This window comes from Pseudanabaena biceps PCC 7429, from assembly GCF_000332215.1.
GTDB classification, from domain to species: Bacteria; Cyanobacteriota; Cyanobacteriia; order Pseudanabaenales; family Pseudanabaenaceae; genus Pseudanabaena; species Pseudanabaena biceps.
In genome coordinates, this window is the sequence record NZ_ALWB01000066.1 from 1 (window position 1) to 24,231 (window position 24,231).

The 24,231-nt window shown below is 42.3% G+C and carries 31 protein-coding genes and 1 pseudogene; 22 read left to right on the forward strand and 10 right to left on the reverse strand.

Annotated elements, in window-relative coordinates; all coding sequences use genetic code 11:
- The 5 genes and pseudogenes from PSE7429_RS09380 to PSE7429_RS09400 form a co-directional block, all read left to right on the forward strand.
- On the forward strand, positions 1 to 1,222 hold a 1,222-nt coding region (locus PSE7429_RS09380; protein ID WP_052017678.1), incomplete at its 5' end, for an IS5 family transposase.
- A gap of 30 nt (positions 1,223 to 1,252) precedes the next feature.
- Positions 1,253 to 1,450, forward strand: a pseudogene (locus PSE7429_RS09385) (hypothetical protein); the annotation flags it as partial.
- 49 nt (positions 1,451 to 1,499) lie between these two features.
- A complete protein-coding gene (locus PSE7429_RS09390) occupies positions 1,500 to 2,099 on the forward strand; it encodes a Uma2 family endonuclease (protein WP_009626910.1) in 600 nt (199 codons plus the stop codon).
- An 8-nt stretch (positions 2,100 to 2,107) separates the two neighbouring features.
- Positions 2,108 to 2,671, forward strand: a complete 564-nt coding sequence (locus PSE7429_RS09395) for a Uma2 family endonuclease (RefSeq protein ID WP_009626911.1) — start codon at positions 2,108 to 2,110, stop codon at positions 2,669 to 2,671.
- A gap of 152 nt (positions 2,672 to 2,823) precedes the next feature.
- Positions 2,824 to 4,452: an Hsp70 family protein gene (locus PSE7429_RS09400; protein ID WP_009626912.1), complete on the forward strand. Its 1,629-nt coding sequence runs from the start codon at positions 2,824 to 2,826 to the stop codon at positions 4,450 to 4,452.
- 2 nt (positions 4,453 to 4,454) lie between these two features.
- Here the strand turns inward: PSE7429_RS09400 and PSE7429_RS09405 are convergent, their stop codons facing one another.
- Complete coding sequence (locus PSE7429_RS09405) at positions 4,455 to 5,135, reverse strand: hypothetical protein (protein WP_009626913.1); 681 nt, start codon at positions 5,133 to 5,135, stop codon at positions 4,455 to 4,457.
- A gap of 259 nt (positions 5,136 to 5,394) precedes the next feature.
- Here PSE7429_RS09405 and PSE7429_RS09410 point away from each other — a divergent pair, with 259 nt between their 5' ends.
- A complete protein-coding gene (locus PSE7429_RS09410; RefSeq protein WP_009626914.1) occupies positions 5,395 to 5,994 on the forward strand; it encodes a heme-binding protein in 600 nt (199 codons plus the stop codon).
- 106 nt (positions 5,995 to 6,100) lie between these two features.
- Here the strand turns inward: PSE7429_RS09410 and PSE7429_RS09415 are convergent, their stop codons facing one another.
- Complete coding sequence (locus PSE7429_RS09415) at positions 6,101 to 6,451, reverse strand: hypothetical protein (protein WP_009626915.1); 351 nt, start codon at positions 6,449 to 6,451, stop codon at positions 6,101 to 6,103.
- A 375-nt stretch (positions 6,452 to 6,826) separates the two neighbouring features.
- Between PSE7429_RS09415 and PSE7429_RS09420 the strand changes: the two genes are divergently transcribed.
- Positions 6,827 to 7,474, forward strand: coding sequence for a Mo-dependent nitrogenase C-terminal domain-containing protein (locus PSE7429_RS09420; RefSeq protein ID WP_009626916.1), 648 nt, complete (start codon positions 6,827 to 6,829; stop codon positions 7,472 to 7,474).
- 42 nt (positions 7,475 to 7,516) lie between these two features.
- Here PSE7429_RS09420 and PSE7429_RS09425 read toward each other — a convergent pair whose 3' ends face one another.
- Positions 7,517 to 8,068 carry a YdcF family protein gene (locus PSE7429_RS09425; RefSeq protein ID WP_009626917.1) on the reverse strand — a complete coding sequence of 184 codons (552 nt, stop codon included), beginning with the start codon at positions 8,066 to 8,068 and terminating at the stop codon, positions 7,517 to 7,519.
- A gap of 378 nt (positions 8,069 to 8,446) precedes the next feature.
- Here PSE7429_RS09425 and PSE7429_RS09430 point away from each other — a divergent pair, with 378 nt between their 5' ends.
- The 12 genes from PSE7429_RS09430 (at position 8,447) to PSE7429_RS09480 (ending at position 16,194) form a co-directional block, all read left to right on the forward strand.
- The gene (locus PSE7429_RS09430) at positions 8,447 to 9,061 is read left to right on the forward strand and encodes a DUF3611 family protein (protein WP_009626918.1); all 615 of its coding nucleotides are present in this window, start codon (positions 8,447 to 8,449) and stop codon (positions 9,059 to 9,061) included.
- 217 nt (positions 9,062 to 9,278) lie between these two features.
- Positions 9,279 to 10,040, forward strand: coding sequence for a DUF1350 family protein (locus PSE7429_RS09435; RefSeq protein ID WP_009626919.1), 762 nt, complete (start codon positions 9,279 to 9,281; stop codon positions 10,038 to 10,040).
- Positions 10,041 to 10,759: 719 nt separating this feature from the next.
- Positions 10,760 to 12,190, forward strand: coding sequence for a form I ribulose bisphosphate carboxylase large subunit (locus PSE7429_RS09440; protein ID WP_009626920.1), 1,431 nt, complete (start codon positions 10,760 to 10,762; stop codon positions 12,188 to 12,190).
- 72 nt (positions 12,191 to 12,262) lie between these two features.
- On the forward strand, positions 12,263 to 12,754 hold the full coding sequence (locus tag PSE7429_RS09445; RefSeq protein WP_009626921.1) for a chaperonin family protein RbcX: 492 nt from the start codon (positions 12,263 to 12,265) through the stop codon (positions 12,752 to 12,754).
- Positions 12,755 to 12,781: 27 nt separating this feature from the next.
- A complete protein-coding gene (locus tag PSE7429_RS09450) occupies positions 12,782 to 13,117 on the forward strand; it encodes a ribulose bisphosphate carboxylase small subunit (RefSeq protein WP_009626922.1) in 336 nt (111 codons plus the stop codon).
- Between the two features lie 97 nt (positions 13,118 to 13,214).
- On the forward strand, positions 13,215 to 13,427 hold the full coding sequence (locus PSE7429_RS09455) for a hypothetical protein (protein ID WP_009626923.1): 213 nt from the start codon (positions 13,215 to 13,217) through the stop codon (positions 13,425 to 13,427).
- Complete coding sequence (locus PSE7429_RS09460; protein WP_009626924.1) at positions 13,414 to 13,686, forward strand: type II toxin-antitoxin system RelE family toxin; 273 nt, start codon at positions 13,414 to 13,416, stop codon at positions 13,684 to 13,686. The genes PSE7429_RS09455 and PSE7429_RS09460 overlap by 14 nt, the downstream gene beginning before the upstream one ends.
- A gap of 42 nt (positions 13,687 to 13,728) precedes the next feature.
- Positions 13,729 to 13,989 (forward strand): hypothetical protein, encoded by a 261-nt coding sequence (locus PSE7429_RS09465; protein ID WP_009626925.1) that lies wholly within the window; start codon positions 13,729 to 13,731, stop codon positions 13,987 to 13,989.
- A gap of 9 nt (positions 13,990 to 13,998) precedes the next feature.
- Entirely contained in the window at positions 13,999 to 14,199 is a 201-nt protein-coding gene (locus PSE7429_RS09470) for a PIN domain-containing protein (RefSeq protein ID WP_009626926.1), read from the forward strand.
- A complete protein-coding gene (locus PSE7429_RS26280; protein ID WP_233424327.1) occupies positions 14,199 to 14,303 on the forward strand; it encodes a hypothetical protein in 105 nt (34 codons plus the stop codon). The genes PSE7429_RS09470 and PSE7429_RS26280 overlap by 1 nt, the downstream gene beginning before the upstream one ends.
- A gap of 90 nt (positions 14,304 to 14,393) precedes the next feature.
- Entirely contained in the window at positions 14,394 to 15,182 is a 789-nt protein-coding gene (locus PSE7429_RS09475) for a hypothetical protein (protein WP_009626928.1), read from the forward strand.
- Positions 15,175 to 16,194, forward strand: a complete 1,020-nt coding sequence (locus PSE7429_RS09480) for an ankyrin repeat domain-containing protein (protein ID WP_009626929.1) — start codon at positions 15,175 to 15,177, stop codon at positions 16,192 to 16,194. Before PSE7429_RS09475 ends, PSE7429_RS09480 begins: the two co-directional genes overlap by 8 nt.
- 185 nt (positions 16,195 to 16,379) lie before the next feature.
- Here the strand turns inward: PSE7429_RS09480 and PSE7429_RS09485 are convergent, their stop codons facing one another.
- Positions 16,380 to 16,604, reverse strand: coding sequence for a hypothetical protein (locus PSE7429_RS09485; protein ID WP_040688005.1), 225 nt, complete (start codon positions 16,602 to 16,604; stop codon positions 16,380 to 16,382).
- A gap of 20 nt (positions 16,605 to 16,624) precedes the next feature.
- Between PSE7429_RS09485 and PSE7429_RS09490 the strand changes: the two genes are divergently transcribed.
- The 3 genes from PSE7429_RS09490 (at position 16,625) to PSE7429_RS09500 (ending at position 17,497) form a co-directional block, all read left to right on the forward strand.
- Entirely contained in the window at positions 16,625 to 16,849 is a 225-nt protein-coding gene (locus tag PSE7429_RS09490) for a hypothetical protein (RefSeq protein WP_009626930.1), read from the forward strand.
- Positions 16,846 to 17,184, forward strand: coding sequence for a type II toxin-antitoxin system PemK/MazF family toxin (locus tag PSE7429_RS09495; protein ID WP_009626931.1), 339 nt, complete (start codon positions 16,846 to 16,848; stop codon positions 17,182 to 17,184). The genes PSE7429_RS09490 and PSE7429_RS09495 overlap by 4 nt, the downstream gene beginning before the upstream one ends.
- 124 nt (positions 17,185 to 17,308) lie before the next feature.
- The gene (locus PSE7429_RS09500; protein ID WP_009626932.1) at positions 17,309 to 17,497 is read left to right on the forward strand and encodes a CPXCG motif-containing cysteine-rich protein; all 189 of its coding nucleotides are present in this window, start codon (positions 17,309 to 17,311) and stop codon (positions 17,495 to 17,497) included.
- 53 nt (positions 17,498 to 17,550) lie between these two features.
- Here the strand turns inward: PSE7429_RS09500 and PSE7429_RS23490 are convergent, their stop codons facing one another.
- The 6 genes from PSE7429_RS23490 to PSE7429_RS09530 form a co-directional block, all read right to left on the reverse strand.
- The gene (locus PSE7429_RS23490) at positions 17,551 to 18,642 is read right to left on the reverse strand and encodes an adenylate/guanylate cyclase domain-containing protein (RefSeq protein ID WP_009626933.1); all 1,092 of its coding nucleotides are present in this window, start codon (positions 18,640 to 18,642) and stop codon (positions 17,551 to 17,553) included.
- An 80-nt stretch (positions 18,643 to 18,722) separates the two neighbouring features.
- A complete protein-coding gene (locus PSE7429_RS09510; protein WP_009626934.1) occupies positions 18,723 to 19,475 on the reverse strand; it encodes a molybdopterin-dependent oxidoreductase in 753 nt (250 codons plus the stop codon).
- 336 nt (positions 19,476 to 19,811) lie between these two features.
- The gene (locus PSE7429_RS09515; protein WP_009626935.1) at positions 19,812 to 20,339 is read right to left on the reverse strand and encodes a heavy metal-responsive transcriptional regulator; all 528 of its coding nucleotides are present in this window, start codon (positions 20,337 to 20,339) and stop codon (positions 19,812 to 19,814) included.
- Between the two features lie 284 nt (positions 20,340 to 20,623).
- Positions 20,624 to 21,310 (reverse strand): PIN domain-containing protein, encoded by a 687-nt coding sequence (locus tag PSE7429_RS23495; protein ID WP_009626936.1) that lies wholly within the window; start codon positions 21,308 to 21,310, stop codon positions 20,624 to 20,626.
- 403 nt (positions 21,311 to 21,713) lie between these two features.
- On the reverse strand, positions 21,714 to 22,457 hold the full coding sequence (locus tag PSE7429_RS09525; protein ID WP_009626937.1) for a methyltransferase domain-containing protein: 744 nt from the start codon (positions 22,455 to 22,457) through the stop codon (positions 21,714 to 21,716).
- Between the two features lie 395 nt (positions 22,458 to 22,852).
- Entirely contained in the window at positions 22,853 to 23,968 is a 1,116-nt protein-coding gene (locus tag PSE7429_RS09530) for a type III polyketide synthase (RefSeq protein WP_009626938.1), read from the reverse strand.
- Positions 23,969 to 24,231 lie beyond the last annotated feature (263 nt).

A 24,231-nucleotide genomic window follows, 5' to 3' on the forward strand; every position in this document is an offset into this window, starting at 1 on the left:
ATTTGAAGCCAGCATGATGGTGCACTTTCGCAAACGATTGAATCTAGAGATCATCGGTAGAATCAACGAACAGATTGTAAAACATCCAATAGAATCGAAACAAAAAGAGAAAGAAGACGAACAGAGTCAAGAAGAAGACAAAGAACCACCGAACCAAGGCAAATTGCTGCTTGATGCCACTGTCGCGCCAGCCGATATTCGTTATCCTACTGACATCAACCTATTGAATCAAGCAAGAGTACAAACTGAAAAGATCATTGATGCTCTTTACGAACAAGTGAAAGCACAGTTTCCAAAGAAACCCCGCACCTATCGTCTTCAAGCAAGGACAGCCTATCTAGTCATCACCAAACAACGCCAACCCAACCGTAAAAAGCTACGCAAAGCAATTCGGCAGCAATTGGGATATGTGCGTCGAAATCTTGGACATATTGATTCTTTGGTATCCGCAGGCGCATTACTATCAGAGTTGAGTCAGCATCTTTATCGGAGTTTGTTGGTAGTCAGTGAAGTATTTCGGCAACAACAATGGATGTACGACCAACGCTGTCATCGTATTGACGACCGCATCGTTAGTCTCACGCAACCCCATGTGCGTCCCATTGTCAGAGGCAAGGCGGGAACACCTGTAGAGTTTGGAGCCAAACTCTCGGTTAGTTGTGTTGATGGCAAGGTATTTCTCGACCATCTCAGTTGGGATAACTTCAACGAATCGGGAGATCTGCCGACTCAGGTAGAATTGTTCAAAACTCGTTTTGGTCATTATCCCGAATCAGTTTATGTTGACCAGATTTATCGTCATCGCCGCAATCGTGCTTATTGCCGAAATCTCGGTATTCGCATCACGGCTCCGCCTTTGGGTAGACCTGTGGCGGATGATGGGGCGGCTGTTCGTAAGCAATCTCTTGAAGATGCTAAGATTCGCAATCAAATTGAAGGCAAGTTTGGGCAGGCTAAGCGTCGCTTTCGTTTAGACTGCGTCATGACGAAATTGGCTCATACTTCGGAAACCGCGATCGCTATCACTTTCTTGGTGATGAATTTGGAATCGCTGCTCAAGCGGCTTGTTTTTTTCTGTTTTTCTTTGCTTATGTTTTGCTGGCAACTCTTGGTTCTTCCTTCTGGGAAACAACTCTTTACCTTTAGTTCTCTTTCTTGGTTATTTCCTAGTAGACAGTCAAAGTGTTACCCTCTTCCTCTTTACCTACCACTTTCCGCTTAGTCTCTTTTTCAGTAAGCCCTATTTAGTCAGCATTTTGTGAAAACGGGTCAATTGTCATCATCATGGTCAAAAATCCTAGGAAATGCTTATGAGCTAAGACAATTGAGCGACTACGATGCAGACTTTACTGGCACATTAGCAGAAGCAGAAAAAATCTTAGAACAAGCAAAGGCTTTTGTGGCTGAAGTAGAGCAAGTGTTACAAGAGCTTTTTGGCGATCGCTACTAACTAAAGGTATAAAATAGGAGATGTCAAATATTACTGACTGTCTAAGATCATGACTCTTGCAAGCATCCCCCAAGCAGTAATCACTTTAGAACCCAAAAATCTCAAGCGTTGGACAGTACAGGATTATCATCGCATGAGTGAGTTGGGGCTTCTCAGTGGCGAAAAAACAGAACTAATTGCTGGACAAATCACGATAATGACAGCCAAAGGAACGCCCCACGTCACATCATTACATTTACTTGCTAATGTTTTGCGCGATCGCCTCGGCACTTCAGCATTAGTTCGCACCCAAGATCCTATTCATTTAGATGATTTCTCAGAACCAGAACCAGATTTAGCGATCGTCCGAGGAACAGTTTTAGATTATGCTGAACAACATCCAAGTCCTGAGCGAATTTATCTCGTCGTAGAAGTTGCCGACTCCACCCTAAAACAGGATTATGAAATCAAAGATAAACTCTATGCCAAGGCTGGTATCGCTGACTACTGGGTACTGGCTCCCCAAAAACGTCAACTGCATATCTTTCGTAAACCAATACCTATAGGCTACACCGAACATCTAATTCTTTCTGAACCCAGCCAAGCTTCGCTCCTATCATTTCCTGATTTTGCGATCGCTTTAACTTCTATCCTCCCTCCCATTTCATGAGGTAAATTATGATTGCGACTCCAAAATTTAATTACATAACTCCAGACAAATATCTCGAAATGGAAGACAAAAGCGAGATTAAACATGAATATATCGATGGATATGTTTATGCAATGGCTGGTGCAAACGATCCTCACGTTACGATCGCCAGTAATATTTTTACTATGATTCGCAGCCATTTAAGAGGATTGGGCTGTCGTGTTTATATTTCTGACATGAAAGCGCGAATAGATTCATTAAATCGCTTTTATTACCCAGATGTTATGGTAACTTGTGATCTTAGAGATACGCAAACTCCAGATCACAAAAGTTTTCCAAAACTAATCATTGAAGTTCTGTCCAAATCTACCGAAGGATTTGATAGAGGCGATAAATTTGCTGATTATCAACAAATAGAGAGCCTCGAAGAATATGTTTTAATCAGCACAAAGCATCAACGCATCGATTGTTTTCGTAAAGAAGAAGGGCGTTGGTTTTTGGAGACATATTCTAGCATTCAAAAAATTTTTCAATTATCAAGCATCAAACTTGAAGGAAAATTTGTCGATCTATATGAAGATATCAGCTTTTAAGTAGTTCGGCATAATTAAAAACCAAAACCAGAGAGCATACCGCCCGCTGCGCGGGCGGTATGCTCTTCTAAGTTTTAAGTTTACTTATGCCTAGCTACTTAACTATGCTGAAATACTTAGCAATAAATACTTGGAAGTGAGAAAGATAAGGCATGAATGCGATCGCTATTGACTTTGGGAGTAGTAACACCGTGATTGCGCGATGGAATATTGCCACTGATCGTCCTGAAAACATTAACTTTGAAAATTTCAGCCGTCCTTTCCCTTTAGATTGCCTCATTCCTTCACTGGTATATGTTCAGAATGCCGACTTAGAACTTGTGGAAATCGGACAAAGGGTAATCGATCGCGGAAAAGACTGCGCCCAACCTAGACTATTTAACCAAATCAAGCGACGGTTGGTGGCGAATGTAAATTACGTACCTAAAATTGATGGTATTAAAATTACGCCCGAATGGTTGGGGAGTCAATTTTTACGCAAATTATCTGAAGAATTGCGATCGCAACAGATTTTTCCATCCGAAATCATCCTCACAGCACCAGTACAAGCTTACGAAAAATATTTACGTTGGCTTGAGGAATCAGGTGCTAGCATATTTGCCCCCAATCTCCCCACATTAACTGCACCACGAATTCGGGTTATCGATGAACCGACAGCGGCCGCCCTTGGCTATGAAGCGAGCGCAGCAGGCTCTTTAGTGTTAGCGATTGATTTTGGCGGTGGCACATTAGACTTGGCTCTAGTCCGCCTGCCTCAGAGTGAAAATATCAGCAAATGGGGGGAACAGGTTGGGAGAGATCGCCCTCTATGGACTGAATATCAGGCGGATACGATCGCCAAAACTGGATATACGATTGGTGGAGAAGATATCGATCAATGGTTAATGCAAGACTATCTAGACAGCCATGAGTCCGATGCGGAAGGCAAGGAAACTAACCTGAGTATGCTGAAATTCTTAATGGAAAGAATTAAAATCCAACTATCGGAAAGCGAAACTGCTTCGGAAATCTTTTTTGATATCACAACCCAATCCACGACCGAGATTACCTATACGCGGAAGCAATTAGAGCAATTGCTACAAAGCAAAGGCTTTTACCGAGTTCTACAATTGGCGATCGATGAGTTAATCAATCGCGCTTTTAATAAGGGCATCTTGAAGGGGGATATTAAAACCATTCTTTTAGTTGGTGGTTGCACGTTAATTCCATCGGTACGGTTGTTTGTGGAAGACTATTTTAAAATGGGAAAGGTATACAGTCATAAACCCTTTGAAGCGATCGCCCATGGTGCGTTAAGACTCAGCCAAGGCGTAAGCTTACAAGATTATCTTTTCCATTCCTATGCAATTCGATATTGGGATCGGGGAACCTCGCAATGGAAATATCAACCTTTATTTCGGGGTGGTCAAGTCTATCCCACCCGTCGCCCCGTCGAGTTAGTGCTCCGAGCCACTCAACCCAATCAGACCGAAATTGCGCTAACGATTGGAGAATTGGAAAGCCGTCCCCTCGGTGGAGCCGAGGTTAGTTTTGAGGGCGATCGCCTAATTATGCAATTTGAGCCAAAGGCAAAAGAAACCTTTCAACCCCTCCAGACCGATGCGAGTGGAGAGGGAATACCCCAAGCGATCGCTATGCTCGATCCCCTAGGACAACCCGATTGCGATCGCCTAAAAGTTTTATTTAGCATTAGTGCCAAACGCGAATTACTAATCACGGCGATCGATCTAATTAACCAACGCCAGTTGCTAACTGACTACCCCGTAGCGAAATTGCAATAATCCTAGAGCGCCAGTTCTAATGAAAAGCCCACACGACTGTCATAGATTAAGGGCGATCGCCGCCATTCAATTTTGGTACCCAAACGTAAATTATTAGTAATCGCATAACTCGTCGATAGTGTAGTGGTGCTCATTTCCAAATTGCCATTGGGGGAAGTAAAGACATGGCTGAGCCGCAAATCCGAACTATGGGGTGACAGGACTAAAACCCCTTGTAAACCCACATCTAGCCCCGAAATTTGAGGACGATCTAGTTGATTGAACTGACGATAACCGACAATCGGGGCAAGGTTCCAATAGGAACCCAATGGCAGCATATAGTAGCGAATATTTGCCTGAAGCTCACTTTCGCGACCGCTAAACTCAGTCTGATAGCTTCCGCCGATCGTCAAAGGGGAATGCCCCACAAATAAATCTTCAACCCCAGCATTCACCCCTAGGGAATTATTGCGGGATGTCAAACCAATGTTGAGTTTTGTGTTAAAGCTGGGGATTCTATAAATATCTTCTAAAAGGTCGGGGGGATTGTCCAGCCAGCGTCTTAATACTGGACTGCTATCGATCACTTGGCGATCGATTTCTAGCTCGCTCGCCCGTCGTGAAATTTTGGCATCACCATAGGCTGCGGTGCTGATACCGAAGTAAGACAAAGCAATTATCGCGATCGCCCAAGAATTTTTCATGCAAATTTTATATGTTTTTGAAATTTGCGCCTCATTCAGCGCGATATCCAAGTTGTTTTAGATTCTAGCGCTAAATCATCAAGCTTGTCTTAAGCATTATGGCGATCGCAAACCAAGCTAATTAGACCAAGCTAATTAGCTTGGCATAAGTAAACTTAAAACCTAGAAGAGCATACCGCCCGCGTAGCGGGCGGTATGCTCTCTGTTTTTGGTTTTTAATTATGCCGAACTACTTAATGAGAAACGATACAATGGAAATATGAAATTTTCGACCTTACTGATTGTTTTTGGTGCGCTCTCAATTCCCCTTGCATTATTTGCTGTAAAAAAAGCTATGTCCGCTCCTTTGCCTGTAGGATTTCCCGCACCAACTGCCCATAATACGATCGAAGTCAAACAATATCCCGCCTATCGCGCTGGCACCTATACCTATGAAGGCAACCTTGGCGAAGCTACTAGGTATGCCTTTAATCCCTTATTTCGTCATATCAGTAGCAACAACATCTCTATGACTGCGCCTGTGGAAGCCCGCTATCCGATCGACGCGATCGAGCAACCAATTCAACAGGGCAAAGCCAAAGTTTCATTCCTGTACAACAATACGACAATCAATCCGCAAAAAATATCTCAAGACGTACAGGTTGAAGATCGTCCGCCCATGCTCGTTGTAAGTTTAGGATTGCAAGGAGCCTATGACTATGAGAGTTATCATGGACACCTTGCCAAGCTGAAGCAATGGCTAGCCAACCATCCAGAATATGAAATCGCAGGAGAGCCGCGAGAGTTTCTCTATGATTCACCCTATACACCTGCACCGTTAAAAAGGCGGGAAGTTCAAATTCCCATTCGTCAGCGTTAATTTTTTCTTCAAAAGATGAGTGGCGGCGCTAAGCGCCGCCACTCATCTTTTGGCGTATAGCAAGATAAAAGCCGCTATAGAGCATAGGCTTTAGCCTTACAGAATATCAGCTTCCCCAGATATAAATCGCTCCATTCTCCATTTTTAAAATTCTCGCTCTAATTCCATTCATATCTTTCTCTCCCCATTGTTGGTACACCAATCCACCCCGCTCGTCGGTATAGACGAAAGGACGTTCGGGAATAGGCTTAAAGGAGTCGCTTACGCCATCTTCCCATTTAACTGTAATAGCACCTTGACGCATCGAAAAAATACAGGGCATCGAAACCTTAGCTGTTTGGGAGCTATTTGGGAAGTACTGACAGTAGGCTTTACGGCTGTCAGCTTGCGCAGAGAAGGAACTCCCTAGAGTAGCGATCGCGGCAATTGCCCCAATGAGAATCGATTGACTTTTCATATTTATACCTTGTGATTTTACTTATTCTTAACTGCTCAATCGCCCTTATACCAATTCACAAAAGTGTTGTCACACTTTTGTGAATTAAAAATTAAACCTAAGTAGCTAAGCATAAGTAAACTTAAAACCTAGAAGAACGTACCGCCCGCTTAGCGGGCGGTACGCTCTCTGATTTTGGATTTTAAGTTTATTTGTGCTTAGCTACTTAAGAATAAAAGAATAAACAAACTTAAAAAGCCTGTAATACTTACTGTATGAGCATCACAAACTTTTTGTTTTGTCCTGATGTATTTATTAAACATTCCTTAATACCGTAACAGTCAAAATTCAAGACAAAGCAGCCTATGATTTTAGCAACCTGTAGACTGACTTGTTATGCAAACTAAACCTAATCCCTATACACAAGAACAGATTTCAGCTTGGTTGCGAGGACTCATGAGTGTTGCTCTCGCAGACAATGATTACAGTGAGCAAGAGCGCACCCTTTTCGAGCAAATCAGCCATAGCGAGGAATGGGGTGAGGAGGTCACGATCCATAATTTTGAGCCTATTAACGCTCAGGATTTAGCCGATGCGTTAGGTAGCGATCGCGAAGTTGGACAAAACTTTCTCCGCATGGCAGTTATGATGGCTCTTGCCGATGGCAAGTACACAAATACAGAAGATCTCGTCATTCAAGGATTTTGCGAAGCCCTAAAACAAGAAGTCAAAGCGATCAACGACCTGCGCCAAAATCTCGAAGCCGCTTCCCATCACGAAGAACACCATCCTAGCGTCCTTGAGCCAGTCAAAGAGTGGCTCGATCACATGGATATTCACGATTCGCGCCTTGCCAATTTAATCTGCAAGATTGTTCCCGCTCAATGCCCCTTTGAACGAGATATTGTCCTGTTTGGCAAGAAGATTATGCATATTCCTGCCATGTGCGAAATTAATCCTCTCTACGATCAGTTGGTAGGATTGCGTTTTCGATCGCTAAGTTATCTTGCCGATAAGGGCGAAGATGTTTCTAAGTATTGTTAACTCTTATTGTTAAACCTTAATATTATCTTCTAATTATTATCTTTATGTATCTTCATCTTCTTCAGGCCTAGGAGCTGCGCCTGTCTGCCCCGTGGCAATCCATAGGATCGAGCGTCCGCAATCGCGCAATGTCCTCAGCCAAGATTCGCGTGGATTTTTGGTGGGTACGGTGATCGGCGTTGTAAAAATGCTGCGGCTACCGAATACAAATGCAGCGATCGCCCTCGCACGAGACATATGAAAATCTCCAGTAATAAGATAAGTATGCTGAATTTGAAGATTGTTAAAGTCATCGACTAAGGTCGTAAAATTGGTGACCGTATCAGTGGCTCGCCGATCTAGATGCACCCTCTGCTCAGAAATTCCTGCATTCTGAAAAACTACTTCCGCATCTTCATCATTAATACCTGTCGAGAGCCACAGATCTAAGTTGGGATAATCCTTAGCAAACTTAGCGGCAAACTCTTCCCTACCGCGACCACCACCTAATATCAAAATCGCTTGGGGCTTAGGGGCTTGGGCATAGGCGATCGCGAGTTTAATCGGAATAATGCTCGATATCAACAAAACAACCATTGCGATAATGGCGATCATTATTTTTCGGCGCTTTGACTTAATTGGTTTCATAGATAGACTAGGGCTTATCTAAATATCTACATATCTGCGGTGTCTTAGCTCGCTGATTCTTTATAAGTAGCTAGGCATAAGTAAACTTAAAACCTAGAAGAGCATACCGCCCGCTGCGCGGGCGGTATGCTCTTTGGTTTTAGTTTTTAATTATGCCGAACTACTTACTCAATCACGACGATATCAGTAGCAATCTGCAATTAAATATAAACCCCTGTAAACCCAAAAAATTGGCACGCACTTCTTAGGCGACCAATTTTGTCTGCGACAAAATAAAACCCGCTATATCAAGCCATAGGATATGCTAAATTCAGCCATAATGCACCATCGCTCTACTAGACAATCATGCCCAGAGAATTAAAAAACGCCAGTAAAGAAGATAATAGTGACGTTTCGCCCAACGTATTGCGCGTTGTTTTAGCATTTCGACGCTGTGGCTGGGCTGCTTTCTGGACGCAGGTTGTATTGTGCGTAGTTTCATCGGTTGTCTTACTCCAACTTTTTTTGTTTCCTAGGGCAGGTCAGCCAGTTAGCCCAACGGGATTAGATACCAGTCCCGCGACACTTCCAGGACTGAGCTTTGCTTGGGTCGGTGTGGCAGTATTGGGCGCGAGTATTTTCTGGAATTATCGTTATACGCAAATGGCAAAAAAGCTGCGATCGCCCGATCGCCCAACCAAAAGCCAAACCGTATTTCAAATCAAAATCGGCTTGATTATTAATCTGCTCGGTATGTTGGTAACCTTACTGGGAGCCTTTGCGATTATCGGTGCTTTAACCCTAAGAGCAGGACAAGGGCAAGCATTAATACCAGGAGCTGGCAGCTTTAACTCCGTCATTCAGCCGCTTGACTTTCAAATTATTCAGGTAAGTTTCAACATTATCTTTGCCCATTTCGTAGGCTTAGTCACATCACTCTGGCTGCTTAACAAAGCTACCGACAAACCCAATCGCGAATAAAGGTGAGCCTAATTAAATATAAAACCCTAAAACCTGCGGCGCTCGCTGCGCGTGCGCCGCAGGCTTTAGATCTGGATTTTAATTATAAGGTTTTAAGATTCCAAAAATGGCAACGCCATTTTTGGAATTGGAATTGGTATAAGTCTGCCTTTGATAGGTTTCAATGCTTGGCTTTATAATAAATAGATATGAAGAAATGTAAATAGTGACGAAACCAATGGAGTGGAAGCAGATCGAAGAAAATTGGGTGCTGACCCCTCAGAAACCCAAGGGCGTAATTCACTTTTTGGGTGGCGCATTTTTTGCGGCTGCGCCCCATGTTGCCTATAGCCGAGTATTAGAACAGCTCGCCCAAAATAACTATGCGATCGTCGCTACTCCCTTCCTTAACAACACGTTTGATCATCGTCAAATTGCTCGCGAAGTCCATAACTCCTTTCGCAAAGCCCGTAGCAAACTATTTCTCGATTATTTCCCCGTGTTTGGTATGGGTCACAGTATGGGCTGCAAAATCCATCTATTAATTAATAGCCTTTACAAACCCACCCGTGCTGGCAATATCTACATCGCCTATAACAACTACAGTGCCGATCGCTCAATTCCTTTCTTTAAAAACCTAGCCAACACCATCCCCGAAATGTCGTCGATGGAGTTTACCCCCAGCCCTAAGGAAACTGAGCAAATAGTTACCGCCAATTACCAAACCACCCAAAATTTATTAGTTAAATTTGTTGATGATGACATTGACGAAATCTCCACCCTTGCCCAGTTACTTCAGCAGAAATTTCCAAAAACCGTCCTTCTCCAAACTCTCGAAGGTACGCACCTCACCTCTATGGGCATTGACGTGAAATGGCAAGCAGGTTCTAACTTCTCGGCAATTGACGCGATCGCCCAATGGGTCAAGCAAGAGATCCACAAAAACAACCAAACCCTTGAGCTAGTCCTGTTAGCCTGGCTCACGAAGCAAACTACCTAAAGAAATAGGTCACAAAATACACCTGCCTCGAAGGGAACAACAGCAATGAGTAGAAATACTCTAGGCAAATCAATAGGCAACTTAACAACAAAGTAGGATCGAAATCGATTGATTTTGTATTTGTATACGAGACATTAGAATTTCTAATCTTGTTTTAATCTTATTAGGATTACTGACCATTCATATTAGTTTTTAGGTTGGAATGTATCAAGGGATTGGAAAACTAGATCGATATATGTTCGTTTTTCTTAATACAAACACAGGCATATCAAGATCCTCTCATCCCTATAAATAAAGGGTTTGAGTATCTAGATTGACATATACATTTCTAAAACAATGGTCAGAGGATATATCTAGCTTATTAGGGCTATATCAATTTTTTATATAAATTTGGCGTTAAAAACAGTAGGCTTCAAAAATTTTTTTGTAAAAAAAGTAAATGTGGATACGCACTTTATGTTTAAATTAAAGACATCGCTCAAGGACTTCACACGAAGAATTCCTGATAGGATTAACTTATATAAAGCAAAAAATTATTCCAACAAAGAAGCAGATCTCAAAGGGCTAATTAGATTTTAATAGATTTTTAATCTTTCTATAATTTTCGATTTGACTATTGACTCTGACTCTTGAGTTTTTTTGCCGCGCTTTTTTACCGCGCTTTTTTGCCGCCTAGTGTGGTTCGTCGATTTTCATTTAAATCTAGTAAGGAGATATTAATGTCTTACTCAAAAACACAGTCTAAAGCCAAGGCTGGGTACGATGCAGGTGTTCAGGACTATAAACTAAAGTACTATACCCCCGACTATACTCCCAGAGATACTGACCTTCTCGCTGCTTTCCGTTTCGTGCCTCAACCAGGCGTACCTCCTGAAGAAGCTGCTGCTGCGGTAGCTGCTGAATCTTCTACAGGGACTTGGACAACTGTATGGACAGACTTGCTAACCGACCTCGATCGCTACAAAGGTCGTTGCTATGATGTCGAGCCAGTACCTAACGAAGACAATCAATATATCGCTTACATCGCCTATCCTCTGGACTTGTTCGAGGAAGGTTCTGTAACCAACTTGCTCACCTCATTGGTTGGTAACGTATTTGGTTTCAAGGCTCTTCGCGCCCTTCGTCTAGAAGACATTCGCGTACCCATCGCCTACTTGAAGACATTCCAAGGACCTCCTCACGGTATCCAAGTTGAGCGCGACAAGTTGAACAAGTATGGTCGTCCTCTGTTGGGTTGTACCATCAAGCCAAAATTAGGTCTATCTGCTAAGAACTACGGTCGTGCGGTATACGAATGTTTGCGCGGTGGTTTGGACTTCACCAAAGACGACGAAAACATTAACTCTCAGCCTTTCATGCGCTGGCGCGATCGCTTCCTGTTCGTACAAGAAGCAATCGAAAAAGCTCAAGCTGAAACTGGCGAAATCAAGGGTCACTACCTCAACGTCACTGCTCCTACCTCCGAGCAAATGATGGAGCGTGCAGCCTTCGCTAAGGAAATTGGCACACCGATCATCATGCATGACTTCTTGACTGGTGGTTTCACAGCTAACACCTCTCTTGCTAAGTACTGCCGCGAAAATGGCTTGCTCTTGCACATTCACCGCGCTATGCACGCTGTTATCGACCGTCAAAAAACTCACGGGATTCACTTCCGCGTTTTGGCAAAATGTCTCCGCATGTCTGGTGGTGATCACCTCCACTCTGGAACCGTTGTTGGTAAGCTCGAAGGCGAAAAGGGCATCACCATGGGCTTTGTTGACCTCATGCGTGAAGACCACATCGAACTAGATCGCGATCGCGGTATCTACTTCACTCAAGACTGGGCTTCTATGCCTGGCGTACTTCCCGTTGCTTCGGGTGGTATCCACGTATGGCACATGCCTGCTCTCGTGGAAATCTTCGGCGATGATTCTTGCTTGCAGTTCGGTGGTGGTACTTTGGGTCACCCATGGGGTGCTGCTCCTGGTGCAACCGCTAACCGCGTTGCTCTTGAAGCTTGTATCCAAGCCCGTAACGAAGGTCGCGACATGATGCGTGAAGGTGGCGACATTCTTCGTGAAGCTGGTCGTTGGTCTCCTGAATTGAATGCTGCTCTTGAACTTTGGAAGGAAATCAAGTTCGAGTTTGAAGCAATGGATACTCTCTAATCGATTAGCTCCCTTAATATAGTGTTTCGCAACGCGAAACACTATATTAAGAAATCTTGGTAAAGTCAGCCTATGGATATTAAGCGCAGTACTAAGTCCACAGCCAATATGTTGATCAATTTTTTGACCTTCGAGGCTGTCAAGACTATTGCCGAGCAATTGGAGGAGACCGATAAGTTAAAGGCTCTCTGGTTTAATCAGTTCTCGACGCGCGAAAGACTCCAGAATGGCGAGCTTTACATTAAAGACCTCTTTGAGGTTCACCAAGAAATGGCTTTTCGGGTAATGACGGTGCGGGAGCATCTGGCGAATGAAATTTTAGAATTTCTACCAGAGATGACTCGGACTGGCATCCAACAATCAAATATGCAGCTTCGTCGTCGGCATTTTGAGCGCATCATGAGCGTTCAGGCTTCTGAAGGATATTCGGAATGCGAGAATTTAGTTTCTGATACAGATCAAAATCTAGAAGTTAGTTCGGTAGATATTCTCGAATTTCCTCCAGAAGTTGCCACAGACTCAGATGCTGATGGCGATCGCTCTTCCCCTCAATCAAATCAATAGCAATTTAATTTCAATCGCGAGGAAATAATGCAAACTTTACCTAAAGAGCGTCGTTACGAAACTCTTTCTTACCTTCCACCTTTGAGCGATGCTCAAATCACTCGTCAAATCGAGTACACCTTGAAGCAAGGTTTCTATCCTGCGATCGAATTTAACGAAGATTCCGATCCTGCTATCCACTACTGGACTCTTTGGAAGTTGCCCTTGTTCAACGCCAGAACTCCTCAAGAAGTTTTGAGCGAAGTTCAAGCTTGCCGCTCTAGCTATCCTGGTAGCTTTATCCGCGTTGTTGCTTTCGACAACATCAAGCAGTGCCAAGTCCAAAGCTTCATCGTACACAAGCCTAACAGCGCTCGTTACTAAGCTCTAACAAACAAAAAAGCCCCGCAATGCGGGGCTTTTTTGTTTTGTTATACTAGATATCAAGTGATATAAAATCATAAAAACTTACGATAAATTAATGCTTGATATCCCAAAACAATATGTTTTTGATGAGCAGCATCGTCCCCTTGCGGTGCAGATTCCCATAGCCATATATAACCAAATCGAAGAAATTCTAGAAAATTTTGGTTTGGCTAAGTTGATGCAGGAAGTAGATGACGATGAGTTACTTTCTGGTGATGAGGCTTACTCGTACTACCAATCATTGAAATTGCAAAATGTGGAGAGTTGATTACACTAAGCGCTTTCTGAAAGAGCTTGCTCAGCTTCCAGATAATGTGCAAGGACAAATTGAAAACATCATTTTTCGGGAGCTAAAATCAGAGAATCCGTTTAATCTCGGTTACATCGAAAAGATGAAGGGGTATCCTGACAAGTATAAAATTCGTGTTGGTGATTACAGGATTGGTATTTCTGTAGATGCTTCACTCAAGCAAATAATTTGTCAGAGAGTAGCGCATCGCCGCGAAATATATCGAATTTTTCCGTAGGAAAACATTTCAGATTCTAATTAACTATAACTAGTCAATATTATGGCAATTTCTTTAGACTTACCTCAAGAATTGGAACAAGAGCTATCTGTAGAAGCAGGAAAAGTTAGTTTGTCCTTACCAGAATATATCCTGCAACTTTTGTCTGTGAGAAAGTTTTTAGATGGTCAGCTTAGAACTGGATCGGACTTAGTGAGTTATTGGCAAAGTGAAGGACTAATTAACTCGCGTCCTGAGATTAAGGATAGTCAAGAATATGCTTGCCAAATTCGCCATGCATCAGAACATCGCCAACATTTATAAAGTGATTTTATGTATGTTTTAGATACTGATATTCTGATCGATGTTTTGAGAGGCTATCAACCTGCGATCACATGGTTTACCACTTTATCGGAATTGCCCAGTATTTCAGGTTTTGTCGTGAAGGAGTTAATCCAAAATTGTCAAAATAAACAAGAAGTTAATCAAATTTTTAAGCTGAAATTTTGGAAAACTTTGGTCTGGCTAAGTTGATGCAAGAAGTAGAAGATGACAAGTTACTTTCTGGTGATGCTGCTTACTCATACTACCAAATAATTTTGTGTAACTATATTACAAAAATTACAAAAAATTATTGATTTAAATATGAAGAATGGGCGATCTCAAGATAGTATTACAACCAAGAAATAGACACAAATATTTAACTTAACAAATGGTGGTGGAGTGTCATGACTGAAAATTTAAAGCTAGGCACAATTGATTTCTTTAACCAAGGTATGGATGAGTATACCCTCATAGCTGTCAAAGCCCCTCTTGAAGAAACAATCCAAGCATTCATCAATATCTCAAAGAATCGCAAAACGAGACGACGTAGTAATTATAGCTCAATGAGAAGTGAAGATCGTCCAGTAACAAAGCTAAGTATTCACAGGTGTGAGAATATCTTGGTGAAGGAGTCTAGTGAAGATGAAGAAGAGGTCTCATACTCTATTCCTTTTATCGCTGTAAAGAACTCGGAATGGACAGTAATTTTACGTTCTTATGGTGCTGAAATTGATGATGCGCCCGATGAGGCAAAGGATCTCTCGGCAGAACTAGCAACCACGTCACTTATGCTAATGGAAGAAGATACTTCGGCAGCATTAAGATACGAGTGGTTTGAGAATGGCGATCGCCTAGAGTATTTTGAACAAGCTGACGATGAATTATATTTTGAGTCAAAATCAAGAGAAAAGCCAGATATAAAATTCAATGATTGGGATGAAGAAGTAGAAGAAGACTACGATCCAGATGCTGAATATGATGCTAGTAAGCAGCCTAGAGTCCAGTTTGTCGATGCTTTTTTCCGTGAGCTAGGAATTTATTTACCTGCTGCCTATGCCGTTGGTGACGATCAGCAACCTAGTCTAGCTGTCCTGAAGTCTTCTCTCGGTACTATTACGCGGGCAGACTGGTTAACGATAGAAATGGAATTAGAAACAAAAGAGAAAATTCACGATCCAGATGACGATGAGTAACTTTATTGAGGTAATTGACAGTATCTTCAAAGTAGCTTTTGGAGATACTCTTGAACCAGATGATTCAGTTTTTGAGAGCTTATCTTTGGCTGCTGAATCAGGAGATACCGAATTCTTTCGCCAGTTAGTTGAAGCTGAAAGCGCAAAAATTAGGAGAAAAGACCAGCCTACTTTACTTTATAGCGCAGTATCGGTAGGAAAAGAAACTGTGGTCAAGGCACTGATTGAAGCAGGAGCCGATGTTCATGCAAAAATCGAAATGTTTTTCACATTTGATGCACTGGAAACAGCAATTGATAAAGGCTTTATCAATATTGTAAAAATGTTGCTTGATGCAGGCGCTGATCCAAATTGGAACAATGCTAGTCCAGGACTGGCTTGCGTTACTAAAGCCGTTCAAAAAGGTTATGCCGACATCCTACGGTTGCTTCTTGAGAGAGGTGCAAGTGTTAAATTTGGGACAGGTTTTCGTCTTTTGGTAGAGGCTGCCCAAAAGAGTACACCTGAGATCGTACAACTTCTAATTGAAGCTGGTTGTAACGTAAATACTAGAGATTATCAAGAAGATACACCCTTAACAGTAGCCTGCAAACGCGCAAATGTTGAAATTGTTAGGGTTTTGATAGCGGCAGGGGCAAATGTCAACAAAACGGGAATGCACGAATACACGCCACTAATTTCTTTATTGTATGCTGAAAAGCTGAATAAAATGCTTTCTAGTCATGGATTAGCGGAAAAGTTGGCTGATATTGAGGAAAGGGTTTTGGAGATCTCCAAGATGCTAATTAATGCTGGAGCAGATGTGAATTGTCTAGATTCCCATCATGGAACAACACCATTAATGATGGCAGTTCAGCGTAATAATATAGAACTAGTTAAGTTTTTGATTGCATCGAATGCCAATGTCAATATGATTTCTCAACCCGACCCTAAAAGCCTTTTTGTTGGGCAAGTCAAGTGTACTAACGCTTTGCAGCTAGCAATTCAGCAGAATCTCCCCGAAATAGTATAATTGTTACTAGATGCAGGTGCATCGTAACAAACAACATTGTGATGTTTTTAGTGAATGGGAGTCAGTTCGCTCTCAATTTAGTTGCTATGTTTGGTTGGCTTGATCGCTCTATGTTGGGGAGATGAATAGGCGATTGCTGGTTGTTGATATTTGGTTAGGGGCGATCGCTGGTTGGTAGTTTTTGATTAGGGTGATCGCTTTGTTGTGGATAGATGAATAGGCAATCGCTGTTTATTGATTTTGATTAGGGGCGATCGCTGTTTGGTGATATTTGATTGGGGGCGATCGCTTTGTGGTGGGGCGATGAATAGGCGATCGCTTGTTGATACTTGATTAGGGGCGATCATTTTTGAAAAATTATGTTTAATGCGATCGCAGATTAGAATGTATGTAGTCTTGTAATTTAACATCCTGTCATTAAAAATGTCTTATGCCAAAAGCTGTTCAGGAAATCTATACACAGGTTATTTCAAATCTTCCACCAACTGAGAGACTACAGTTAGCTACACTGATTCTTAACGGCTTAGTCAAACAAGAAGCTACAGTTATTGATGATAGCGACACTTGGACAGAGCAGGATCAACTAGACTTAACTGCTTTTTCTATGCAATATGCGACGACTGCTTTTCCCGAAGAAGAGGAAATACCCGAGTGAAAGTGAAATCTGGTGATGTAGTAACTGTCGATTTTCCTGCTGTTGCTGGTATCAAGCGCCGCCCAGCAGTCGTCTTATCTTCAGATATATATCATGCAAATCGACCTGATGTAATTGTTGGGCTTATCACCTCACAGACAAAAAATTTAGGTGTCACGGATTACATACTTCAAGATTGGCAAATATCAGGACTGAGAGTTCCATCCGTTTTCCGTAGTTTTATTGTGACATTGCCCCCATCAGCTAACTTGGTTGTCATTGGGAAGTTATCGGAGCAAGATAGTCAAGGCGTTAGAAATTGTGTCAAATTATCTTTGGTCAATTTGGGTGAATGATTTTTTGATAGGAAGTAGGCGATCGCTGTTTGGTGATATTTGGTTAGGGGCGATCGCTCTGGGGACTTTGAGAAATATGCAAATTATGCAGCGAATCACTTACAATAGAATCAAATTTTGAACTATGCAAGATACTGCTGAATACACCTGCGCTTTTTGTGGAGAGACTAATACGACATTTGTTGATTTTAGTGGAGGAATGCAACAGTCGTATGTGGAAGATTGTCAAGTTTGCTGTCAGCCCAATATTTTGTATATTGAAATTGACGAAGACACCCTCGATATCGAAATTAATAGCGAACCAGAAAGTTAGCGTATAAAATTAGGGGCTTTGCTGCCCTCAATAAGGGCAGCAAAGGCTTTTAGCTACTTAGCAATCATCCGCAAAACTGATATCGGATCGCTCAATCCTTTTAAAATAACTGAACTCTCTTCGTAAATATAACCATCTATATCCTCGATCGCAAAAGATTGACTTCGCGAAGATGCGGTAAAAACAATATCATTTCCTTTGCTCAAACCTTGAACCCTTGCCGCAGTGTTCACCGTCGTCCCAAAGTAATCGGAGCGATCGTTGAGATTAACACAGATACAAGGTCCCGTATGTACGCCCACTTTAAGAATTAACTGTTGATTTTCAGATGCAAAACTTCGATTGAAATCCCTCATTTTGGCTTGCATGGCGATCGCTGCTTTAACTCCATCATCGGAGGAAGTAAATGTTGCCATGATGGCATCACCGATAGTTTTAATTACCGCTCCATTATGTTCGTCAACGATGGCAAAGAGAAAGTTAAAATGCTGGCGGACAAGGCTATAGGCTTGGGGATCGCCCTTTTCATTATAGAGAGATGTGGAACCAGCCAGATCGGTAAATAGAATGGTAACCTGCCGAATCAATAAACTCTCATTGGGGGGGATAGTCTCGCGGGGAAATAGTTCGCGAAACATCTGTAAAGTTAAGAGACGATGTCCTGAGACAACTCCATAATGGGCATCGATTCGATCGCGAAATGCGGGATCGTTCGCTTCTGGTGAGAGCGATCGCAATCGATTATCAATACTAAAAGCAACTCGCACCTGTCGATCTGCATCCGATTCATGGGTATGGCGGCAGTCGAGACAGGGACAGGTATGTGTAGTCTTAATATCCCCCAATTTCTCTAGTGCTAAATCAACTCTCAGACATTTTGGACATTGAATATCCCAATTAAGAGAAACTATTCCTTCCTTTAATGCGACTACTAAAAGATTTAAAGCTTCACGTTCTGCAAGTTGCAACCGATCGGCAATTAGGTGCGGATTGACATGAAAGAGAAAACGCTCGTCTTGATTTTGCAAAAAATCAATAAAGCGATCCTGCACTACCGAACTAATTCCGTATTGACTCAAAGATTTTACAGCTTTGGCGATCGCGCTATTGGTGTGATGTCTAGATACGTTAAAGATTTCTAGCATAGTCTTATTTTACCTGCCGCTAAACGATGAATTTGATAAGTTACGATCGGCTGCGTCTCAATTGTAATATCTTCTCAAATTTATAGCCCTGCAAACCACTCATAGCCTTCATCTACCCAATAACCCCGACGTTTGCGAAGTTCATTGGTGAAAGTAACTCGCGTTACCCATTTTGATTGCTTATAACCGAGTTTGATCGGGGAAGCTAAACGGAGAGGCGCACCATTTTCAACGGGAATATCGCTACCATTTTTCTGATAGGCAAGGATAGTTTGAGGATGCAAAGCTGAGGCAATATCCCAACTTTCATAGTAACTATCCGCCGATTCAAAATAGACATAACGCGCCCCTGCTTTGGGCTGTACTAGCTTAGCGAGATCGTACAGGCGCACCCCTCCCCACTGCACGATCGCCGCCCAGCCCTCCACGCAAACATGACGAATTACCATCGAAATTAAAGGTAGCGATCGCACATCATTCATGTTCAATTGTAGGGGATTATTCACAGCTCCATCGATTATCAATTTAAAGGAATGCGGATCGATCACGGGAGTCGTATCGAAGGAATTAATTAGCAAAGCATTAGGCTCGATCGCGCTGACAGGATATTCGGGTGCGGGATTTTTGGCTTGAAAAATTAACTCTTCAATACCTTGATTGAGCGGCTCGAATAAAGCCCTTACGTTTGCCGTCTGCGGATGGAGTGGTTTAAAAATAGAAGTGGAATTAGAAGCACCACAACTTCCTAAAAACAATCCCATGCCCGACAGCCCAGCATACTGCATTAATTGACGGCGCGAAAATCGGCGGCGGGGATATTGATCGAATTGCATATTTGATAACCTGAAGGAATCTCCTAGTGTTTTATATTGCTTATTTACATTGCCTAGCGTTATAGCTATAGCCATGGTAGTTAAGACCTAAAACCCAAAATAGAGTTACGGCGCTACGCGCCGCAGCTCTATTTTGGGTTTTGTTTTTGTCCTATAGCGCATTGCGCTCAAACCCAAACCAAGGAAATTTTTGAAAGCGTTGCGAAGCAACGCTTTCAAAAATTTCCTTGTGGTTCGTTTGATCGATAATTGCTGTAATTCAGAAGCTATGACTTCTCAAGTATTCCTTTAACAAATTGGTAATGAACTAGTAATCAACTAGTAACGAACTTGCCCTTAACGAACGCTGACGGGTGTTCTCTCTGTATCTACTGCGGAAATGCGCTCAGAAACTGAAGATTCTAGAGGTTTCTTCGTAAATCCTTGCCAAGTACTACAGGCTTGATGGAACTCGTAACGAGGATCTTCGGGTACTGAGCAGGGTTGTTTCGCATTAGAGCAGTCGCTGCATTCAATATTGCTATGACAGTGATCGATCAGTGGCAATAGTTCGTCAAGCAATATTTGCAGTTGCTGAATGGTTTCTTCGATGGATCTTGCTTTTTTGAGGAGGCAATCATGTACTGTTTGACAAGTTGCCGATTTCCCATCCTTAGCGGTCAAAATTTCCCTGATGTCATCCAAACTCAGTCCCATCGATTTGGTGTGGGTGATGAAGGCTAAGCGATCTATATCTTCTTGGCTAAATAAACGATAGCCAGATTCTGTCCGATGAGGTGAGGGAATGAGACCGATACGCTCATAGAAATATAGTGTCTGGGGATTTAGTCCTAGTTTGCGAGAAACTTCTCCAACTTGCAGCATTTGCATCCTTGTTTTTCCATCCAACAGTTACAAGCTTAGACCTTATACTATGGTATAAGGTCAAGGGGTTGGGATAAGTTTCTGCATTGTAAAGATTTCTGTTGCCGATCGCCTAATCGTGACATCAGGTTAAATAAAAATTGTCATCCTCCAGTCGGGTTTTCCTGTTAATCGACTATAGCAACGTAAGAGATAGTGAGGACGAATCAAAACCCTAAAGATGAGTGGCGGCGCTTCGCGCCGCCACTCATCTTTAGGGTTTTATATACTAAGTAAACCTTTTATTAAAAATTGTAAGTGATTTTATTTGATCGATCTAAAGATATTTTTTTTGTGCTGATTAATTGCTGGTAAATTTTATTTACTATAGGTGTCTGCTCTTTTAGTCCTAACTGCGATTTGATATGATTTTTTAAGGATGCTTCTGATTTTGGTCGTTTGACTTTATCGACTAAAGAAAGCCTTTTAACTACTTGATCATATTGATTGTCACGTTGATCGATCTGCTTGTTTAGTGATCGCGATTCGAGATCGGTTTGTGTGGGTATTTGATCGGTTGATGAGTTTGTTTGAGGAGGTACAACCGATTGTAAGCCTGTTTGTAGAGATTTTATGAGTGATACAATATCTTCACTACGCTTACAAAATATTTTTTGTGATTTCATATAGCTAATCAAAGGATCATATCCCGTGTCTTTAGAAATTATATGAAAAAATGATTTTGCTTCTTTTTCGACTAATTTTCCTAATTCAAAAGCAATATGGAAGTCAAGAGCATTTTTGCCGTTGCCATTAATTTGAATCCATTCGACTTGATTGCCTAATGCTTGAGATTTTAAAACTAAATCAATAGGGATTTTGGTTTGGTTTGTACCGATAAATATTTTGATATAAAAGCTTTTCTCTTTTAGAAAAGTTAAATCTATATTTTGAACATTTTCATAGTCAATGAAGATGTAATTATTTCTCATTAATTAAATGGGGTAAACATGATTTTAATCTGAGTATTTAGTCTAACAGATAAGTTAACATTGCCTTAATGGAACGTTAAGCTATTTGCTATTACTTCGTTAAATACCTCAGCATAATTAAAGCCCTAAAACCTGCGGCGCACGCGCAGCGTGCGCCGCAGGTTTTAGGGTTTTCCATTTAATTAAGCCCACTTATACCAAATTAAGAAATGGCTACGCCATTTCTTAATTTGAAAACCCTTACTAGGTGTAGTTTTTACAGCGCATTGCACTCAAACCTAAACCAAGGGAATTTTTGAAAGCGTTGCTTTGCAACGCTTTCAAAAATTCCCTTGTGGTTCGTTTGATCGATAATTGCGGTAATTCACAAAAGTGTTGTCACACTTTCGTGAATTGGTATTACTTACAACTTCACAGTATGTAATACCCAACGGAAGGCATAGCGCCACTTGAGAGAAAAATTACTCAAGCCTGCGGATTCGGCAATATTTATTAATTCAGGGAATTTGAATCCCCGTAATACCGACAGTGGAGCATCATTGCGAACCATGGGAGCCGCAGGTAAAATCCTTGTCAGCGCATAAATCCCATAATAGGCAAGGGGATGACGATGGAGATCGTTGATGAGAATCCCTTGCTTGGATACACGCTGCATCGATCGCACAATTTGGACGGCATTGTCATGGGCAAAATGGTGTAAAAACATCGCCGCGATCGCCACATCAAACTCGCGATCGGCATAGGGCAACGCTAAAGCATCCGCTACTTCTACCTTGATTTTGGCTTGGAGTTGGGGCGGCATTCGCTTGGCGAGAGCGGCGCGGGCATAATCTACGGTCACAGGATTGGCATCGATCGCCACAACTTCAACAGCGATCGCAGGGAACTGCGCCGCCGCCCAACGCACGATATATTCAGGGAAATCACCAATCCCCGTGCCTAAATCAAGGATGCGAATTGTTTGATTTGGTCGCGATTGCGATTGCGATCGTAGAAATGGAGCGAGAACTGCCATTGTCGTTCCATAACCACCAAGGAGCTGATTGATCGGGCGAAGTTGTTCCAACGCATCGGTAAGACGCTCATCCTTTATGGTGAAATCATCCATTAATTCATCGCGATCGGTGCGAATTTGGAATGAAGGCATATCTGCTCCTATTAGTTCCTATGAGTATAGGCATTGCTTTGCACCGCCTATACTCATCTCTAGATTATACCAATTCACTAAAGTGAGCCAATACTTCAATGAATTAAAAAGCAAAGCCCGTAAGGTTTTGAGATTCCCAAAATGGCGTTGCCATTTTGGGAATTGATATTATAGCTATAGTCAGTAATGTTAGGACAAACATCAAACCCAATAGAGAGTTGCGGCGCTTCGCGCCGCAACTCTCTATTGGGTTTGATGTCCTGACTTACAGCGCTTTGCGCTCAAACCCAAACCAAGGAAATTTTTGAAAGCGTTGCGAAGCAACGCTTTCAAAAATTTCCTTGTGGTTCGTTTGATCGGTAATTGCTGTAAGTGAATATAGCTATAGTACTTCTTTAGACTAGCTGAAATAGACATCCTTCAATCGATAGTCCAGGACCAAAGGCTAAACCAATCCCATTCTGTAACGGCGCATTAATTCCCGCCCGATTTCTTTCTAAAATCTTTTTTAAAATAAATAGCACCGTGGGCGAACTCATATTCCCATAACGACGTAAAATCTCGTAGGAATCGCTCACCATAGCATCGCTTAAGCCAAAGCCTGCCTGAATCTTTTCAATAATTTTCCTTCCCCCAGGATGAATCGCCCAAAAATCGAGATCGTTTAGAGTGAGATGGTGCGGATCTAAAAAGTTTTGCAGATAGTTGGGCAAATAATCGGCAACGATATCGGGAACCCTAGGCGATAATCCCATCAAAAAGCCCGTATCACCAATCGTCCAATTCATTAACTCCTCCGTATTATCGATCAAGAAACTATAGCCATCGGTATAGGCAAGCTTGCCTTCAGCCTCCGCAAAAGGATGGGAAGAGAGAATTGCCGCCGCCGCTCCATCGGCAAAGATGGCATTGATAATTGTGTTTTCTAGGGTGTCCGCGACTTGAAAATGTAACGAACATAGCTCCACACAAACCAAGAGAACTTTTGCCTTGTAATCACTCTGACAAATAGCGTCGGCAGTCTTCAACCCATTAAAGGCAGCATGACAACCCATAAATCCAATCATCGTTCGGGAAATCGTTGCCCTAAGCCCCAGTTGTTTCATCAAATGAATATCGATACCAGGAGCGGAAAAGCCCGTACAACTAACGACGATTAAATGAGTAATGTCTTCGGGTTGCAGATTGTCTGCTTCGGCGATCGCTTGTTGGGCAGCTTGCAAAGCGATTTTAGGGGCGTAAAGTATATATTTTTGATTGCGGCTGAAGGTGGTCGGTGCGGGCGAGAGTTCCCAATTTTGGGGATAGAGTTCAAATTCTGGCAGATTGCCGCCATAGTCGGCGAGACAGCTATAGCGATAGTCGATTCCTGAATTTGCATAGATGGAGGGAATTCTTTTTCTAATCGCAGCAGATAAGCTTTCGGTTTTTAACATAAAGTCTGCGGCTTCAGACTGGGTGAGTTTATAGGGAGGATTGGCAGTGGCGATCGCTTCTAAAACTGTATACATTGGGTTAAACTGCCTCAGGGCTAAGAATAAACAGATATCAAACTTTTTACCGCTAAGGGGCGTTGTTGCATAAAAAGGGGGTTAGAAGGTAAATTAAGTATTAAGCAGGAGATGAGACCCCGAAAGATGACAGAGAAATATGAGATCCGCAACTGGTCAGAGTATAACGCAGGGCTGAAACAAAAGAGGAAGCCTGACCTTTTGGATTAGCGAAGAAGTAATCGAAGGATGGTTAAAATCAAAACATTAAGCGGCAAACGGGG

Excerpts from the sequence above, each read along its gene's own strand:
- PSE7429_RS09425 (WP_009626917.1), bottom strand. The coding sequence starts at position 8,068 with ATGATCGCCATTATCGCAATGGTTGTTTTGTTGATATCGAGCATTATT.
- PSE7429_RS09515 (WP_009626935.1), bottom strand. The coding sequence starts at position 20,339 with ATGCTGCAAGTTGGAGAAGTTTCTCGCAAACTAGGACTAAATCCCCAG.
- PSE7429_RS09500 (WP_009626932.1), top strand. The coding sequence starts at position 17,309 with ATGCAAGATACTGCTGAATACACCTGCGCTTTTTGTGGAGAGACTAAT.
- PSE7429_RS09450 (WP_009626922.1), top strand. The coding sequence starts at position 12,782 with ATGCAAACTTTACCTAAAGAGCGTCGTTACGAAACTCTTTCTTACCTT.
- PSE7429_RS09460 (WP_009626924.1), top strand. The coding sequence starts at position 13,414 with ATGTGGAGAGTTGATTACACTAAGCGCTTTCTGAAAGAGCTTGCTCAG.
- PSE7429_RS09405 (WP_009626913.1), bottom strand. The coding sequence starts at position 5,135 with ATGAAAAATTCTTGGGCGATCGCGATAATTGCTTTGTCTTACTTCGGT.
- PSE7429_RS09420 (WP_009626916.1), top strand. The coding sequence starts at position 6,827 with ATGCAAACTAAACCTAATCCCTATACACAAGAACAGATTTCAGCTTGG.
- PSE7429_RS09525 (WP_009626937.1), bottom strand. The coding sequence starts at position 22,457 with ATGCCTTCATTCCAAATTCGCACCGATCGCGATGAATTAATGGATGAT.
- PSE7429_RS09430 (WP_009626918.1), top strand. The coding sequence starts at position 8,447 with ATGCCCAGAGAATTAAAAAACGCCAGTAAAGAAGATAATAGTGACGTT.
- PSE7429_RS09465 (WP_009626925.1), top strand. The coding sequence starts at position 13,729 with ATGGCAATTTCTTTAGACTTACCTCAAGAATTGGAACAAGAGCTATCT.
- PSE7429_RS23490 (WP_009626933.1), bottom strand. The coding sequence starts at position 18,642 with ATGCTAGAAATCTTTAACGTATCTAGACATCACACCAATAGCGCGATC.
- PSE7429_RS09510 (WP_009626934.1), bottom strand. The coding sequence starts at position 19,475 with ATGCAATTCGATCAATATCCCCGCCGCCGATTTTCGCGCCGTCAATTA.
- PSE7429_RS09475 (WP_009626928.1), top strand. The coding sequence starts at position 14,394 with ATGACTGAAAATTTAAAGCTAGGCACAATTGATTTCTTTAACCAAGGT.
- PSE7429_RS09390 (WP_009626910.1), top strand. The coding sequence starts at position 1,500 with ATGACTCTTGCAAGCATCCCCCAAGCAGTAATCACTTTAGAACCCAAA.
- PSE7429_RS09445 (WP_009626921.1), top strand. The coding sequence starts at position 12,263 with ATGGATATTAAGCGCAGTACTAAGTCCACAGCCAATATGTTGATCAAT.
- PSE7429_RS09480 (WP_009626929.1), top strand. The coding sequence starts at position 15,175 with ATGAGTAACTTTATTGAGGTAATTGACAGTATCTTCAAAGTAGCTTTT.
- PSE7429_RS09470 (WP_009626926.1), top strand. The coding sequence starts at position 13,999 with ATGTATGTTTTAGATACTGATATTCTGATCGATGTTTTGAGAGGCTAT.
- PSE7429_RS09410 (WP_009626914.1), top strand. The coding sequence starts at position 5,395 with ATGAAATTTTCGACCTTACTGATTGTTTTTGGTGCGCTCTCAATTCCC.
- PSE7429_RS09395 (WP_009626911.1), top strand. The coding sequence starts at position 2,108 with ATGATTGCGACTCCAAAATTTAATTACATAACTCCAGACAAATATCTC.
- PSE7429_RS09415 (WP_009626915.1), bottom strand. The coding sequence starts at position 6,451 with ATGAAAAGTCAATCGATTCTCATTGGGGCAATTGCCGCGATCGCTACT.
- PSE7429_RS09455 (WP_009626923.1), top strand. The coding sequence starts at position 13,215 with ATGCTTGATATCCCAAAACAATATGTTTTTGATGAGCAGCATCGTCCC.
- PSE7429_RS09530 (WP_009626938.1), bottom strand. The coding sequence starts at position 23,968 with ATGTATACAGTTTTAGAAGCGATCGCCACTGCCAATCCTCCCTATAAA.
- PSE7429_RS09435 (WP_009626919.1), top strand. The coding sequence starts at position 9,279 with ATGGAGTGGAAGCAGATCGAAGAAAATTGGGTGCTGACCCCTCAGAAA.
- PSE7429_RS09400 (WP_009626912.1), top strand. The coding sequence starts at position 2,824 with ATGAATGCGATCGCTATTGACTTTGGGAGTAGTAACACCGTGATTGCG.
- PSE7429_RS09485 (WP_040688005.1), bottom strand. The coding sequence starts at position 16,604 with ATGTTAAATTACAAGACTACATACATTCTAATCTGCGATCGCATTAAA.
- PSE7429_RS09490 (WP_009626930.1), top strand. The coding sequence starts at position 16,625 with ATGCCAAAAGCTGTTCAGGAAATCTATACACAGGTTATTTCAAATCTT.
- PSE7429_RS23495 (WP_009626936.1), bottom strand. The coding sequence starts at position 21,310 with ATGAGAAATAATTACATCTTCATTGACTATGAAAATGTTCAAAATATA.
- PSE7429_RS09440 (WP_009626920.1), top strand. The coding sequence starts at position 10,760 with ATGTCTTACTCAAAAACACAGTCTAAAGCCAAGGCTGGGTACGATGCA.
- PSE7429_RS26280 (WP_233424327.1), top strand. The coding sequence starts at position 14,199 with ATGCAAGAAGTAGAAGATGACAAGTTACTTTCTGGTGATGCTGCTTAC.